This is a genomic window from Nocardia sp. NBC_00565 (genome assembly GCF_036345915.1).
GTDB lineage: Bacteria > Actinomycetota > Actinomycetes > Mycobacteriales > Mycobacteriaceae > Nocardia.
This window is the reverse complement of sequence record NZ_CP107785.1, coordinates 4731025-4748305: the sequence shown is the minus strand read 5'-3', so window position 1 is coordinate 4748305 and position 17281 is coordinate 4731025. Positions and strand designations below refer to the sequence as shown.

The window sequence follows — 17281 nt, the reverse complement described above, 5'->3', positions numbered from 1 at the left end:
CGCCTCGGACCGACGGTGACTCGCCGCGGCGGAACGCGTCGACATGAGCTTCGAGTTCGACTGTCGCATGGCTGATCAGTCGCTGTGTGTCTTCATCGGAAAGTGTTGCCGCCCAGTTGTGCAACGCCAGGTCAGTGGAGTTGAGCGGATGCGGTGTGGCCACACCGGCCGGGGCAGGAGTGGCGGCCGCTTCGGCGCCTACCGCTTGCGCCGCTGCCTCGGGTGCGAGCGGGCCGCTGGGCTGGTTCGCGTTCAACGCGTTGCCGAGTACGGTGACGCGGTCGTCGGCCTCGCGGAAACGATCAACAGCTGCCGTGACGAACTGCTCTCGAGCACGAACGTAGACCTGTCGGACACTGGTCGCGTCGGCGTTGTTCGCATCTTTGAATGCCATCCACTCGGCCGCAGCGTGGAAGTGGTGGACCAGCAATCGCAGTTGGTCCTGGGCGATCACCGCATCCGGATCATCCACTACGGCCAGCAGCTCATTGATTCGGCGGAGCATTCCGCGTAGCCGCTGATAGCGCGCCACCTCCGCGGGCGCTGCGGTGCGCGGATCCGCCCTCGCGGCATCGCGTTCCGCCTCGAGGTCCCCACGCAACGTCCGCAGCAGACCGATATCGACAGCGTTCAGCAGCCCCCGGTCTCCGGTGCTCGCCTGCTCTCCGCCGCGGGGCACGTCCAACTCCACCTCGAGCTGATCGACCCGACTGTCGGCGGCAGCGAAGCGACGCTGGGCTTCGGCCTCCCGTTGGTCCTGGTCACGACTGTCGTAGACCTGCTGGACTCCGGCTGCGGGGGCGCGGCTCGCGGCGGTAATGTTGTCGGCGTCCGTCAACGCCGCCAGCCGCTCCATCACCGCGTGGAAGTGCTGGACCAGCGTCCGCAACCGCGCTGGTGAGATTTCTGCGTCCGTTTGATTCATCGCGGCGCGCAGCTCGTTCAGCCCGGCGAGCATGTGGTCGAGCCGCTCAACCGGCTCCACCTCGGTGGGGGGACCCGCCGCCGTGGCATTGCGTTCCGCCGTGACCCCTTCGATCACCAAGTCCAGCAGTCCGGCATTCACTGCGGCGCGCAACTGTGCGACGTCAGGTTCGTGGTCGGCGGATGGGCCGGTGATGGGGCCGAGTGGGTGGGGTCGGGTTTCGTCGTCGAGAGGGTCGAATATGGCTGTTAGTTCGTCGTTTTCGTATTTCAGGTAGGCGATGAATGCTTCGTCGACGTTCTCGTAGGAGGGGGTCCAGTCGTCGTAGTGGCGGATCCCGGGGATCTTGATTGTCTCGCCGGTATCTTCATCGACGATTGTGGTTTTGGCGAGGGGGTCGAATACATATACTTGGCCGTCGATATTGGTTATTGCGTACGCGTGTTTTTTCTTGCCTTTGCCGACAACGATGACTGCGGTGTCGGCACCGCCGACTTTATTTTCGATGTTATCGACGATCCATCTCAGGGGATCGTTCGCGTGGGGGTTTTCGGTGGATTGTTGTGTGGTGGAGATCGGTAGTGGGATGTTTATGACTTGTGTCGCGATGGCGGCTTCTAGTGAGCGCCAATCTACTGCGTCTGCATTGGGTTGGCGTCCGTCGTTGACGCCCAGTGCCCACATCGCCCGATACATGCGGACGACGCAGTCCATGATCTGTTGCACCGCGTCGGCATCGGTGGGCGAGCTGCTGACAGAACCGCTCGCGGCCGGTGCCGTATCGCCGGGCTGCGTTGCCGTGGTTCGATCCGTCGTTGTACCGCGATTCGCGGAGTCCCGGGATTTCGGCGATGCCGGGGACGAACCGCGTGGCGTTGTGGCCGAGGTGTTCGGGTTGGATGGCCCGTTTCCGGCGACGATCGCGGAATGCACCGTGCCCGAAGCATTTGTCGTTGGCCCCGAGGTGGGTAGGTCAGGCGTCTCGGCTGTGCCTTCGATCCTCGCGCGTGTGGCCGCCATCAGCCGTGCGTAGGCCATCTTCTGCGCATCGGTGGCCAGTTTCCCATTCACCGTTATCGCGTTGTAGACCTCGGCATAGAACTCGGACATATTGAGTTCTGAATTTTTGTCTAGTTTGAAGCTGTAGGCGGTGAGTTCTCTTCTCAGCCAGGGTTCGAACTCATCCAGGTGTGTGGGTTTGTTGGTCTGAACGAACAGTACCATCAGTTCGCGCATGATCTCTTGGAAGTCTTTTTCCATGTCGTTATAGAGACCGCTAGCGAAATGGACCCAGTGGCCGCCTTCATGGCCTATTCTAGAACCGAACGGTTGATAAGTGTCCTCTACCGTGAATTCTTCTTCTATAGATCTCTGCTGTGCGACGAGCATTAGCGCGCGATTGATAATGTAGCGTTCGCTGAATATGAGGGTCGCCGGATGCGTTGCTCCGTTCACCAAATAACCCCCCGCCCAAGCCACGGTATCTGCGGGGGTCAGCACCCCTACTCCAATTTCGAGCGGGACTCCCTCGAGGCTAGCAGTGAGCAGATGAGGTTGGTCGGTGAATAGTTTGCGGATGTGCCGTTCGAACTCCTCGGCGGTTTCATCTTCGATATCCAGCATATCCAGGTTGACGACCTTGACGTTGTAGTCGTGCTCCAGGCGGTCGGCAATCTTTTTCCTGGCCTGAATCGATGCCAACTCGGCATCGGTGGGTTGCCCGTGGAGAGGGGTCGGGTGGCCTCCCCATCGCCGAGCTTGGTCGACCAACAGCTGATGCAAAACCTGCTGGCCTTCCGTTATGGTCGACCATCCTTGCTCGACGGCCGCGAACGAGACCATCAAGGCATGGCTGATATCCAGCTTCCCTTTTTCGATGTCCTGGTTCCCTTTATTGTCAAAGAATGAATCCTTGAGCTGACGTTTCAGCCAAACTGTGAACCCGCCCTCGTATGTCGCCTCATAGATTTCGCGCAAGACGTTCGGCGCGTATTTCTCCGCTCGCCACCGTCCTGCTTGTTGCATCGCTATCCCGAATGCGTGAGTGACAATGTTTGCGACCGTACTGGTACTCAATACAATCGATTTGGCATCGATGATAATTGAATTCGACAGCTCGTTCGAATCGTTGACACTCGGGGTCGCAGTGAACACGCCATTGGGGGTTTCGGACGTGCCGATCATATCGAGTGGCACTTCGGGATATTTCGCGTGCAGGTTGTGGATTTTTTGCAGGGCTGCCCGGGCGCCTTGCAGTGCTGGCGCCGAGGAAGGGGCCGTCGACGGAAAGTCCGTCGATAAAGAGCTGTTGGCTCGCTCGAATGACTCGGTAAGATCTTCGATGGTGTCGTATTCACCCGCATCCCACTTTTGTGAGGATTCAGATTTCACATGTTTGTCGGTGGGGGTTTGAGGTGGTCCGCCACCTCCGGGGGGTGCGGCGGCGGCTCGTGGGTCGGCGGCGGGTGTCTGTGGGGCACTGTGCGCATCCGCGGGGGGACTGGTCGGCGCATGATCGGAACTGCTTGCGGCCGAAGTCGCTTTGCTGGGCGGGGCGTTGTCGAAATCGGGGCTGCCCCATTCTTGGCCGTCGCCCTCTGAATGGTGGTGATTCAACACAAAGGGGTCGAGTCCGACCCCGTCTGTTATTTGCAGGCGCCCCTTTCTGGCGGCGCGTGCGGGTGCGAAGACATTCTGGAAGGACACAACTGGGCCCGGGGCCTGCCCGCCGCCACCACCACGCTTCGGCTGCTCGGGGATCGGAGCGACTTCGTCGCTGCCATCGTCGTCCGGGTCCGCCGCTGCGGGCCGAGGGAATATCGCTCGCATCGCGCTGCCTGCCGCTGCGGCCACTTGTTGAACCTGTTCGGGCGTAATCCCCAGTCGCGTGCCTACCTGCTCCTCGGTGAGACCTTCGAGCATGTTCAGTGCCACCACATCCTCGGCCAATTCTGGATTCTCCAGGCCCCTCAAGGCTGCGCGCACCCGCTTTGCGACATCCTTGCCCAGGCTGTCCAGGGTGAGCTCTGTCTCTTGGGGGGCCGAGGCGGTATCAGCCACCTCGCCGATCCGATCCTGTCCCATCTCGGATCCGTCGAACGATATGGTCGATCCGCGGATGCGCTGTCGTGCGTAGGAGACCTCGGACGGTGTCAGGTCAAGGACCTCGGCGATTTCGTCGTTGCGGAGAACTACGGTTTCACGGGTATCGGGTATATAGATGTTCCCTTTGTCGTCCATGACGCCGTTGAGTTCGACGAGCCGTCGGTGGACGTGGACATAAACCCTGGTCAGCAGAAGTCGTGTGCCCTTGTCCATGTTGGGGAACCTGGATTCGAAGAACGAACTCAACATCGCACCGCGAACGGAGCGCCAGGCATGGACAATGAACGGAGGACCCCCTGGGACATGGTTCCTCATCGCACCCAGCAGCGCCACCGTGAAGCGCTGCACGAGGTCATCTCTGGATTCGCGCAGCACGCGCCATCTCCACGCGGCGGAAGACGGAATCCAGCTGTACTGCTCCCAAATCCGTGTTTGGACCGCCTCCTCCTCCGGCGATCCGCGCGAGGTGTCGATCAACTCCCAGAACATCGCGTCCTCAGGCCGGTCGTCGGAGGAGTAGCCGACCCGTAGGAAGCGCCACACGGCCGCGCGCGTGGTTTCGCGGGGGAGATTGAGGGCGTCGCGCAGTGTCCGCATGAAGTTGAGGGTGACGGTGCCGCCGTTCTCCACTTCCCATACCGACTCCCGGCTTCGGTCCATACGGTCGGCGAGTTCGCGTTGGGTCAGGCCATAGTGCATCCGGACTGCCTGTGCCCAGTCTCCGATCGAGGGGTAAGCATTCGGGTCGGGCAGCGCAGAGCTGAAGAAATCCTCGAGTCCGGGTTGGAAGCGCTGGACGGCGGATCGCATGATGTCGACGGGAATGCCCAGCGCGATCCCCAAGTCCCGCAGCACATAGGGTCGGCTCTGGCGGTTGTTGGTCTCCGCGTTCCGCACCGTCAATATGTCTCGTCCCGCGCGGCGGGCGAGTTGCGTCCGGGTCCACCCGTGGCGCTCCCGGTTGGCTCGGAGCCATTCGCCCATCGACTGGTATCGGGGATCGGTCGGATCGGGGACCGTGAAGCGCTGCAAGGCAGCGTGCAGCGTGTCGTCTTGTATTCCGAGGGCTTCGGCGAAGGTCCGCAGGTAAGCGGGCGTGATGGCGCCGCCGTTCTCGGTTTGGTATATAGCTCTGCTGGTAATGCCCAGGCGTTCGGCGAGTTCCCGCGGTGTCCATCCGTGGCGCTGGCGGTTGGCTCGGAGCCAGTCTCCCAGGGTCCGGTATCTGGGGTCGCTCGGGTCGGGAATTGACTCGAGGAATTGGTCTACGAGTCGGGGCTCAAAGCGCCGTGCCGCGGACAGTAGGGTGTCGTCGGACAAGCCGAAGGCTGCGCCGAAGTCGCGTAGTAAGTCGGCGGTGACGGGCACGCCGGTCTCCGCTCGCCCTATCGAGTTGTAACCGCGGCCCATGCGTTCGGCGAGTTCCTTTTGGGTCCATCTGTGGCGCTCGCGGTTGGCTCGGAGCCATTCGCCCATCGACTGATATTCGGGATCGCTCGGGTCAGGAATCGGTACGCCGAATTTCTCTGCGAGCCGGGGTTCGAAGCGCACGACGGCAGATAGCACAGTGTGATCGGGCACGCCGAGGGATTCGGCGAAATCCCGAAGATAGTCGGCGGTGATGCGGCGGCGGGTCTCCGCGTTGCGCACCGAGCCAACGCTGCGTCCGATGCGTTCGGCGAGTTCCGACTGGGTCAGGTCACGGCGATGCCGAATGTCTCTGAGCCAGTCGCCGATCGACTGGTACTCGGGGTCGGTCGGGTCGGGAATTGTGAAGTATTCCTCGACGAACTGGAGCGTTTCTTCTGGGATGCCAAGGGCTGCACCGAATCTCCGTCGATAATCCGGATTGACGCCGCCGCCGTTCTCCACTGCCCACACGGTCATGGGGTGGACGTCCATGCGTTCGGCGAGTTCCTGTTGGGTCCACCCGTGGCGCTGGCGGTTGGCTTTGTACCAGTCGCCCGTCGACTGGTATCTGGGGTCCGTCGGGTCGGGAATTGAGTCGAGGAAATAATCTGCGATCTGAGGCTCGAAGCGTTGTACTGCGGCCATCAGTGTTTCGCCAGATATATCGAAGGCGTTGCCGAAGGCTTTCAGATAATCTGGGGTTACGGTGCCACCGTTCTCTGCTTGCCACACTGTTATGGGAGCGCGATTCATACGTTCGGCGAGTTCCTGCTGGTTCCATCCGAGGCGCTGTCGGTTGGCTGTGAGCCAGTCGCCCATAGTCTGGTATTTGGGGTTGGTCGGGTCGGGAATTGAGTCGAGGAAATGGTCTGCGAGTTGGGGTTCGAAGAGTTGTACAGCGGCTCGTATGATGTCCGTGGGAATGTCGAAAGTTTCGCCGAATTCCTGCAGGTAGTCGACGGTAACGCGGCGACGGCCACTCTCTGCGTCGGACACCGTATCGGCATTGCGGTTCATGTTTTCGGCGAGTTCTTGTAAGTTCCATCCGAGGCGCTGTCGGTTGGCTGTGAGCCAGTCGCCCATAGTCTGGTATTTGGGGTTGGTCGGGTCGGGAATTGAGTCGAGGAAATGGTCTGCGAGTTGGGGTTCGAAGAGTTGTACAGCGGCTCGTATGATGTCCGTGGGAATGTCGAAAGTTTCGCCGAATTCCTGCAGGTAGTCGACGGTAACGCGGCGGCGACCACTCTCTGCGGCGCGTACGGTCTCCCTGCTTCGGTGTATCAGGGCACCGACTTCCGGTTGGGTCAATCCGTGGTGCGTCCGGATGGCCTTGAGCCAGTCGCCCATACTCTGGTATTCGGGGTCGTTCGGGTCGGGAATCGGCCCGCGATCACCAGCGGTGCTGTCCGTCGACTCGGGTTCGGGGTTGTCGGTTTCATCAGGACGGCGTCGAGGTGCAACCGGCGCACCCTCGTCCGGGCGTCCGGGCGCAGGTGCGGGACCGGTGCTGCGGGACATCGCTTGGCCTGCCGACCGGCCGCCGCTTCCAGTCCGCTTCGGTTGCTGGGAGGCGCTCGACTGGGCAGGGGGTGTGCTGTATTCGACCCAGACTGTCTTGCCCGGCTGTCCGTTCGGTGCCAGGTCGACGCCGATTTTCGTCGCGTCGCCCGGTGCGGATTGGGGAGCCGGTGGTGTAGCGGAATGGTTTCCGTCGACGTCGGCAGGACCCGTCGTCCCGAAGTCGAACCAAATCGTCTTGCCCCCAGCGCGTTCCAGTTTGACGCCCCATGTGTTGGCAAGCTGACCCACCATCTCCCGGAAGAAGCGGCCATGGGTGCCGGGCAACAACGCGCCCAGTCCCCACTCATCGGCTTCCCCGTCGGAGAACGCGTCGGTATCACTGTTTTTCTGCGGCCGTGGCAGATTTTGGCTGTTGTCGCCGATCTCGACCCGCCCGGTTTGCCAAACCCGTACTCGTGCATCCGAGTTGGGCACATATCGAGCAACGTTCTGCATTGCGTCCGAAACCACCGACACGACATCATCGACTTGCTCGTCCGGCACACCGGCTTGCCGCAGCAGGTTGCGAACCTCCCGCCGTGCTTGCGAGGCCCCCCGCTCGACGGTGCCCGGGGCGAAAATCAGATCGACATCCGGATCGGACATCGCCTGCGATGGATCATCGTCGCCCGCCGCTTCGAAGAGCTTGAACCACACCGTCTTTCCCGCACCCTGCGGCAACTCGTAGCCCGACGCCTCTGTTTTCTCGATCATCGAGTCGATTGCAGGCCACCCAGGTTTGCCCTCCTGGGAGCGAATAGGCATGTCGCCGTTCCCGTCTGCGACCTCGACCAGAGCCCACTGATTGCCCGGTTCCCCATGAATCGTCGCCGACACCCGCGGATCGCGGTCCCTCCCGGGGGTGAAATCAGGCCGGGTGAGCGCCTGCAGCACCAGTGCCGCCGCGATCGCTGCGGCGGTGTCGACCTGTTCGGCATGCGGCCACTCTTGCAGTGCCGTGCGAACGGCCCGGTCGGCCGCGGCCTGCGCTGTCGAGTGCTTGGGCCTCGGGCCTGGCGGTTGCTCGGCTTCGACGCCAGGGGTCTGGCGATCCACGCCGGGGATTGCAGTTGTTCCGGTGTCGGCTTGGTCGGTGGGTGGGTGTTGTGGTTGCTGCGGCGCGTCCGGCTCGGGCTCTGAGTTGTCGGGTGAGCCGGTGATGGGCCCGAGGGCAATCGTCCGGTTCTCGTCTGGGAGGGGTGCGAAAATGGGTGTCAGTTCGTCGTTTTCGTATTTCAGGTAGGCGACGAATGCTTCATCTACCTTGTGATAGGAGGGGGTCCAGTCGTCGTAGTGGCGGACTCCGGGAACCTTGATTTTCTCGTCTGTCTCGCTATCGGCGATTGTTGTACGAACGAGGGTGTCGAATACGAATATTTGGCCGGCGATATTTGTTATCGCGTATGCGTGTTTGGTGTTGCCCTGGCCGACAAGGATAACTGCTGTGTTGGCGCCGAGGAGTTCCTTTTTGATGTTATCGACGACCCATCCCATGGGATCGTGGGTGGCGGGGTCTCCCGTGGTGAGCCGTGGTTGGACTTTTATCAGTTGGGTGATGATGGCGGCTTCTAGTGCCAGAAATTCCTTTTCGTCTCTATTGGGTTCATGTCCGTCGTTCACGCCCAGCGCGCGCAATGCATGAAATACGAAGGCGACGCATTCCATTATTTCTCGCATCACATCGGCATCGATGGGTGAGCCACTGACTGTTCCAGCAGTGGAACTGGAAGATGGTGTGCTGCTGCTGCTGCCGCTGCCGCTGCTGCTGCCGCTGCTGCTGCTGCTGCTGCCGCTGCTGCTGCTGCCGCTGCTGCTGCTGCTGTCGCTGCTGCTGCCGCTGCCGCTGCTGCTGCTGCTGTCGCTGCCGTCGCTGCTGCTGCTGTCGCTGCCGCCGTTGCCGCTGTTGCTGCCGCTTCCGCCGTTTCCGTTGCCGCCGTTGTTGTTACTGCCGCCGTTGCCGCCGTTGCCGCCGTTGCTGCCGTTGCCGACGACGCCGCCGCCGACGATGCTGCTGTCGCTGCCGTCGCTGCTGCTGCCGTCGCTGCTGCCGCTGCCGTCGCTGCTGCTGCTACCGCTGTTGCTGCTACCGCTGCTGTTGCTGCCGCTGCCGTCGCTGCTGCTGCTACCGCTGTTGCTGCTACCGCCGCTGTTGCTGCCGCTTCCGCCGTTTCCGTTGCCGCCGTTATTGTTACTGCTGCCGTCGCTGCCGTTGCTGCCGTTGCTGCCGTTGCCGACGACGCCGCCGACGACGACGCTGCTGTCGCTACCGTTGCTGTCGCTACCGCCGCTACCGCTGCTGCTGTCGCTGCTGCTGCTACCGCTGCTGCTGCTACCGCTGCTGCTGCTACCGCTGCTGCTGCTACCGCTGCTGCTGCTACCGCTGCTGCTGCTGCTACCGCTGCTGCTGCTACCGCTGCTGCTGCTGCTACCGCTGCTGCTGCTACCGCTGCTGCTGCTGCTACCGCTGCTGCTGCTGCTACCGCTGCTGCTGCCGCTGCTGCCGCTGCTGCCGCTGCTGCCGCTGCTGCCGCCGTTTCCGTTGCCGCCGTTGTCGTTACTGCCGCCGTTGCCGCCGCCGCCGCCGCCGCCGCCGACACCGCCGACACCGCCGCCGCCGCCGCCGCCGACGCTGCTACCGCTGCTGCTGCCGCTGCTGCTGCCGCTGCTGCTGTTGTTGTTGTTACTGCCGCCGTTGCCGCCGACGTCGACGCTGCTGCTGTGGCCGCCGTTGCCGGTGCTGTCGGTCGGAGTATCGGATGTTCCGGAGCTGCCGGTCCCCGGAGTGGGACGGACACTGGAGGATCCGGAAGATTGTGCGGCCGACTGAGTTTCGCTGGCGGCAGGAGGGGTGTTCTCGCTGCTGTTGGTTGGCTCGGCCGGCTGGCTCGGTTTCGTGACGGTGGCGTTCTTGGTGAGCCGTTGGGCAAGGTCGTCGACGGCCTCTACGGGCACGCCGAAAAGTTCAGCGATGGCCGCGGTCCACTCGTCGTCAGTGACGGGCGCGTTTTCCGGTGGTGTTGCGGAATCGCCCGCGCCAGGCGGTGCGTGGGCCCGGTTGGCTCGCTGCTGCGCGCGGGCCATGGAGGCGTGCTGGGCGGCTACGTGCTGCACCGCGGGGATCAGGACGCGTATCACGTGGGCGGCCGCATCGACCCCGGCATCGGCGACATCGACTTCCTCCTGTGCCGCTCGCAGTGCCTCGCTGTCGGTCTCTGCCGGTGTCCCACGCTGTTCGCTGGCCTGGCTGGCGGCTTTGGCATATTGGTCGTTCGCTTTGGCCTGCTCCGCGACGGCGGTCTGAAAATGGGTGACCGCAACCTGCCAAACCGGATACTGCGCCGCGCTGCTGAAGTCCGTGACAGCGACGTTGAAGCCGTAGCTGCCGTTGCGGCCGTTGCGACCGGCACGCGCGGACCACTGATGATCCTCGTCCGGATTGGATAGTGAACGGCCCAGCATTTGGGCGTGCACCCCGCCCAACTCGTTGACCTCATCGGTGATCGACACGTCGAAACCGCGACCCAGCATCGCCGTGCCCACGGTCACCGCGCTCCGAGCACCGGCTACGTCCTTGATCCCCAACAGATTTTCCTCGGCAGCGTTGTTGTCCCGGTATTCGGCGAACCACCGGGACACGATCGCGTTGTGTTCGACACCGGCCTTCGTCAACATCAGCGAGAACTGCACCGCCAAATCGTTGAACGGGCTGATCACCAGGACCGGCCGCCCTTCGGCCTGCAACTGCTGAACCCGCGCGACGGCGTCCTTCAACTTCTCCGGCCCGGTGAGGAAAATACGATCTTCCTCCTTCTCGAGTTTCGACTTGCCGAAGTCCTCAACCTTCGCCAAACCACCCTGGACCGGGAAATTCTTCTTGATCTCGTCGGCGGTCCGCTCCAGCGTGCCCGACATCAGATTCAAACCCTGGTACCCGCCGAGCACATCCTCGACGGTGACCTGCTTGAGCCCCGTCCCATCGGAGTACACGTGGACATCGAACATCGCTTCCACCATTTTGTGGCGGCCACCGAACCAGCGACTGTCGGTGCCGACCTTCGGATCGCTGCGCGGCTTCCCGTATTCGTCGAGGATCTGGATCTTCCCATCGAATTTCTGGAAATCCCGATTCAGCTTCAACCTGCCCGCTTTCACGTCCAGGAAGGCGCCGGCCATCGCGGTTTCCTCCGTGGTGAATGCCCGACCGGCCTGCTGCTCCCACAACTGACTCACCGTCACCAGGCTCGCCTCGCGGTCGGCACGCAGATCCGCGGAGGTCAACACTCGATCCTTCAGCACACCCTTTAGGAAATCCCGTACCCGATACACCCCGGCGCGCTCTACCTCCGACGCAGGTTCACGCTGGCCGTCGGACAGGTAGTGAACCGTCTGATTGTGCACCAGCACCGCGTCCGCCTCGTCGATCGTCGCGGTGACCCCCAGCGGCGAGCTATCGAACAACTTGGCCGTCGCCCGCTCGTCATAGGTCATGTAGTACACCGTCGGTTCTTCCGGCTCCGGCGATGGATTGTGCGGATCCCAGCGTGCCGCCTTATAGCGCAGATTCCCCAGCATCGGCGCGAACTGCCGGACCCCCTCATTGGCCAGCGTCTCGGTCGTGGTGATCACGTGGTGCACGCGCACCCACCGCCCACTCGGGAGCTGTACCGGCTCCCCGCGCGACAACTGCCACATCGAGTCCAGTGCGCCGACAATCGACTTGCCCTGCCCCGTGCCCATCTGACGCATGAACCCCTGCTGCAAGAACGCCTTGATCTGATTCCAGCGCGGCGTCAGTCCCGTCCCCGCCCGCATCGCTTCGATGTAGCGCAACAGCGACTCCACGTCGTCGCCGTTCTCCATCCGCCGTCGCCGTCGCGCCCACGACTCGGCAGCCAATTCCTTCTTGCGCAACCGATACAGTGCCCGCCCCAATTTCGCCGCCGCCGTGAACTGCGCCGACTGCTCCGGGGTGAGATCCGCCTTCGTCGCCGGATCCGGCGACGGCAACCCCGCCAGCTCGTCTGCCACCCGCTGCGCCAACCACGCCTGCCGCGGATCCGCGGCCTCGCCCGGGCTTTGTTCTTCCTGTCGGAGCCGAGCGGATTCGAGTTGGTCGCGGATCAAATCCTGATAGGCGTCGACCAGCGCCTGTCCCGCGGCGGCGTGTGGTGCGGCGAGCAGTTGCCCGCCGACAGGGAACATCTGCTCGGTGATGTCGTTTGCGAGCTGTCGCTCTTGTGCTTCGTCGAGGTCGAGCTCACCGCTGTCGACCCGGCCCTGCACGGTGGACAGGGCTTGCTGAAACACCGCAGCTCTGAACTGATTTCGCAGCAGAATCGAGATGGCGGCGGGCACGGCGGACGGTGCTGGTTGCTTGTTCGCTGGCCAAGGGGTGGTTTGTGCTGGGGGGATGAAACCGATTTGGCCTGGGGTTGTTGGCTGTTCAGGGTTAGCGGAGGTGGCCTGCTCGCTATCAAGCCATTGTTGGAAGCTGATCATCGCTTCACTGACTTGTTCGACCACCACACGGCCGTCTTTGAGCCGCTGAATCACCGTGACGGCGTCCGGTAGCTCCGCATTGGGCTCGTTCTGAGCGCCTTCGAATCGGAGCTTGTTGTTCCAGGTGGAGTTGTACAGCGTCGGTTTGGGTTTGGGCTCGGGTTTCGGCGTTGGTCCAGGGGCAGGTGCGGGCGTGAGATCGGCGGGTTCTGGTTGGTGGGGGTTGTCGTCGGTGGGGGTGGTCGTTTGTTGGGGTCGGTCGGGTGGGTGGAATCCGATGGGGGCTGGTTGTTGGGGGGTGTTGTCGGTGGGGGTGTTTGGTTGGGGTTGGCCGGGTGGGTGGAATCCGATGGGGGCTGGTTGTTGGGGGGTGTTGTCGGTGGGGGTGTTTGGTTGGGGTTGGCCGGGTGGGTGGAATCCGATGGGGGCTGGTTGTTGGGGGGTGTTGTCGGTGGGGGTGTTTGGTTGGGGTTGGCCGGGTGGGCGGAATCCGATGGGGGCTGGTTGTTGGGGGGTGTTGTCGGTGGGGGTGTTTGGTTGGGGTTGGCCGGGTGGGCGGAATCCGACGGGGGCTGGTTGTTGCGGGGCGTTGTCGGCGGGGGCGGTGGTCTGCTCGCCATCGGAAAGTTCGGTGGGAGGTGTTGGCTCCGTTGAAGATCGGTCACCCTCGTGCGCCGGGGTGGGGCTTTCGGCCGAGTCTCCCGGACGATGGGTCGGCGCACCCGCCGCTGGTGCGGGGGCGTTGGATGCGCTCGTCGTATTGTCGGAATCCGGCCCATCACCGCGCGGCCGAGGCCGTTGGCCCGCAGGAGGATTCAGGCCCAGGAATCGGGTGAGGATGTCGACCAGCCGGCCGATCTCGGGCGGGGCGTCTGGGCGCGCGCTCAGTTGCCGCAACTCGTGCAGCGGATCATCGCTTGTGGCTTCGCGTCGCTCGGTAACTAGCTGTGTCATACCGAGCAGTTCGGCCAGCTGTTGTTGCAGCTGGATCCGCTCTTGTTCCAGGCGAATCCGCTCGTTGTCCAACTCCTGCCGACGTTCCGGGGTCGGGTCCTCGGCCATTTTCGCGTCGGCCATTATCATCTCGGCCGCGTGCTCGCCGGCAGCGATAGCGTGGGCTATCTGATCTGCCATCCACTTCGCGACATCTGCGGGGTCCTGTTCGAGGGCTTGACGCCGGCGGTCGTCATCCATGGGACGCAGTTGGTCCTGAACCAAGTTGGTCGCGTGCCGGAACGGGGTAACCAGGCCCTCCGCGTCCAGTACCCGCTCCGGATCCGCGTCGGAGGATCGGTTCGGGTTCGGCACGGACAATCGCTTCGGATCTACCTGCGACAGTGCGATGAAATCCGCGAGCGCCTGGTCACGTTGGCGCTGTTGTCGACGATTGGGCTTGCGCGGTTTCGGCTGCGGTTTCGGCGTAGGTACCGGAGCGGGCGTCGGTGTGGGTTTGGGTGTTTTCGGTGGTGGTTGCGGCGGTGGATTCGGCTTCTTCTTGCGTTTACCGTTGCCGCCCATCGATGCCTTGGCCATGGGGACCGGGCGGGCGGACTGCACCGATTTCTTCGGTGGGGGTGCCAGTTGCGAGGCGGGTACTCCGCCGACGGCGGGGATTCCCGGCGGGTCGCTGTGGTCGGCGCGGTCGGGATGGAATTGGGGTGCGCTCGGAGCTTGTGGTGCGCCTTCGCCGGTCGGGGGGACGGCGTAGCGGGCGGAGGAGGGGGTCCAGTCGGGGCGTTTTTCGGTGGCGGGCAGGTGCGTAGTTGGTTCGGCGCGGTCGCGGGGCAGGGGGTTGGCGTCCGGTATCGGCGCGGTTTTGCGGTTGTCGTCGTTCGGTTCGGGTACGGGGCTCGGTGTCTGTGGGTGTGCGGGCAGCGGTGCGGTCGGCGGCTCGGTCGGTACCGAGGAGGGCAGGTGTGGGATGACGGGTATGGCGTTTTCCGGTGGGCCGTCGGGCGGGGTCGGGACACCGGGGATCGTGTAGATGGTGCCCGGCGGTTTGGTGTATTCGTCGGGCGCCTTGTCCGGAAACTCGTCCACCTCAGGGTGGGTGGGGATCAAGCTGGGCATCGGGGGCGTCACGATGGTCCCGAGCTCATCGGGATCGCGCCACTCCTTGGGATCGCTCGGGAGTTCGTCGCTGTCGGTTCCGGTCGGTCCGCCGACGGCGGCGAACGGTTGCACCGCGGCCACCGGTGCGTCTGTGGCACCGGGGTAGCCCTGGGGTGTTGTGGTGGCCTCTGGTTGTCCGGTTGGGTTGGTTGTCAGGAACCCGGCGGGCGGGACCGGTGCGGGTGGGTTCGTTTGTGCGGCAGGAGTGTTCGTGTCCAGGAGTGGGGTCGTGGCGGCGAGGGCCGACTGCCAAGGGGTGGTGTGCGCGGTGGTGCCGGGTGCGGATCCAGGTGGTGTCGGTGAACTTGCCTGGGCGACAGGACCGTTGGTGTCGGATGTGTGGCTCGGGGGGAGCGGCGACGTGGTGGGGTCGGTTGAGCTCGGGTGGGTGGCGGAGCTGTTCGCGTCGGGAGCCGAGGGTGCTGTGGTGGTTGTCGAGGGTGTTGCCGGTTCGCTGGCGTGGCCCGCGGGGGTGTTGGTGTCGGGCGCGTGGGTGGACGGTGCTGATGGTGTGGCGTTGGGCAGCGGTTCCGACGGATGTGTTTGTGCGCCGGGACTGTTCGGTGGGGGTGGGGTTTGTGCGGGTGGGTTGGTGCTGGTTTCGGGGTGGGGCGAGGTGGGTTTGGGTTGTGCGGTGGGTGGATTGGTGGGCGGGCTGGGGGTCTTGGATGTCGGCGGCGTGGGTTCGGTCGGTGGTTTCGCCGTGCTGGGTGCTGTGTCGGTGTTGGTGGGATGTGTTGTCGTCGTTGGTTTCTGGTCCAGCTCCTGGATGACACCCGGGGACTCGGTATCGGCTGGGTGCTGCGGGTCGGCGACCTTTTCGGGCGTGGTCTGCTGGGGCGCTTCGGGTGGGTTGGTGTCGGTGGGTGGTTTCGCCGTGTTGGTGTTGGCGGGATGTGTTGTCGTCGTTGGGTTCTGGTCGAGTCCTTTGAGGATTGCGAGGTTTTGGGCGTCGGCCATGTGTTGTAGTGCGGCGATGTCGATCTGCTGGAGTTTGCCGACGTCGACCTGGTGGAGTTTGCCGACCTCGATGGGTTTGGCGTGACCGGCGGGGGTCTGTGCGCTGGGTGCCTGTGCGCTGGGATCGGCCGGTGTGGCCGTGACGCCGTTGCCCTGCGGTGCTGGTGCGGGGGAAGTGGTGGTGCCGCCCAGTGGTGGTGCTTCGGCGAGGTGCACGCCGCCACCGGGTGATGTTCCGGTTCCCCACGGCGACGATGGGGTCGGTCCTCCCGAGTTCGGTGACGGGTGCGGTGATCCTGGTTGCGGGCCTGCGGGCAGGTGTGTCCCCGAGCCTGGGTCGCCGGGTGGTGTCCACATTCCCTCCGCTTTGAGGATGCGTTCGAACTCTTCGTCTATGGAACGGGATTTGCTGGTGGGTGCGGATGTCTCTTCCGGGCGGGATTCGCCGGGTCGTGCGGGTGTGTCGGCGTCCGCGGCGTGGGTTCCGCTCGGTTGGGCGGATGCGTCGTCGAGTGGGCGGGGTCCGCCGGGTCGTGCGGGTGCTTCGAGCGGGTTCGCCACGAACTCGGCGGCAGCCTTCTGCGCGGCCTCGGCCTTGAAGTCGCCGGGGCGCAGGTTCCCGGCGAGGTTTTGGCCGAGCTGGTCGATCTGCTGCTTGACACCTGTGGCCGCTGGGCTGAGAGCGTCCGGCTTGGGTGCCTGCCCCTCCTCGGAGACCGGTGGCGAATAATCGGCGTCGGTTCGGTCTGCCGGGCGTACCGGCTCACTGGTAGCGCCACGGGGGGCAGTGCCGGCTGGTGCGGTGGCGGCGATCCGCCCGGCGCGGATGGTGGAGCCGATGCCGCCGATCACGCCGATGCCGAGCCCGGCCCACACCATGTGCGTCAGATCTAGCTCGCCGCCTCCGAGCTTCCAGCCGGTCAGGCCGCCGGCGATTCCGCCGGCGATACCCGCCATGGCGCCCGCGGCCACGCTGGCGGCTATCCGCCCAGTGACCCGCGCCGCTTTCGATCCGGAGTTCGCGCCGAACCCGGCCAGTCTGGACCCGACGACATGTCCGACGCCGACACCGACCAGGCCACCGACCGCGCCCGCGGCGGTGCCGACTCCGACTTGGCGCCAGTCGATCTTGTCGCGGTCGCCGTGGGCGACCTGGATTTGCATTGCCACATAGGGGACCCCGCCACCGGCGGCGACACCGAATCCGATGCCCTTGGCCGCCAACGCCAAACCCGGATGCGTCCCGCTGAACCGCACACCTTGGCCCGCCAGCACCCGTAGCGTATCCCCGCGGGCGAGGCCTATCGCGACGTCGGCCTCGGTCCGATCGGTGATGGATTTGACGGTGCCCGCGGGTGGGGGGATCAGCAGATCGATCGCGATCTGTGCGGCCAGCACGGTGATGATGCCTTTGACGACGTAGCCCTCGTATTGGAGCGCGGCACGCGCCTCGAGCAGTTGGCGTGCTCGGTCGTTGCCGAAGTCGATCTGGGCTCGCGCGGCCTTGATCAACGCGTGGTAGTTGTCTGCGATCGCGGTGCCGGTGGCGCCTTCTACCGCGGTGTCGCGCGCGTCGGCCTCGAGCCGCTCCACCATCGGTTCGAGTGCGTTGGCCGCATTCGACCAGGCCTCGGCCGCCCGCTCCATCGCGTCCAGATGCGCCTGCGGAATATGACCGATCAGCAGGTCGGTCAGCCCTGCCCCGAACAC

General features: G+C 64.2%; 1 protein-coding gene (cut by a window edge). It reads right to left on the bottom strand.

From position 1 onward, the window contains the following. On the bottom strand, positions 1 to 17281 hold the start of the coding sequence (locus OG874_RS22490; RefSeq protein WP_330257095.1) for an MFS transporter. Its footprint begins 28196 nt before the window's first position; 17281 of the gene's 45477 nt are visible here — the first part of the coding sequence; its start codon is at positions 17279 to 17281; its stop codon lies off the left edge, out of view.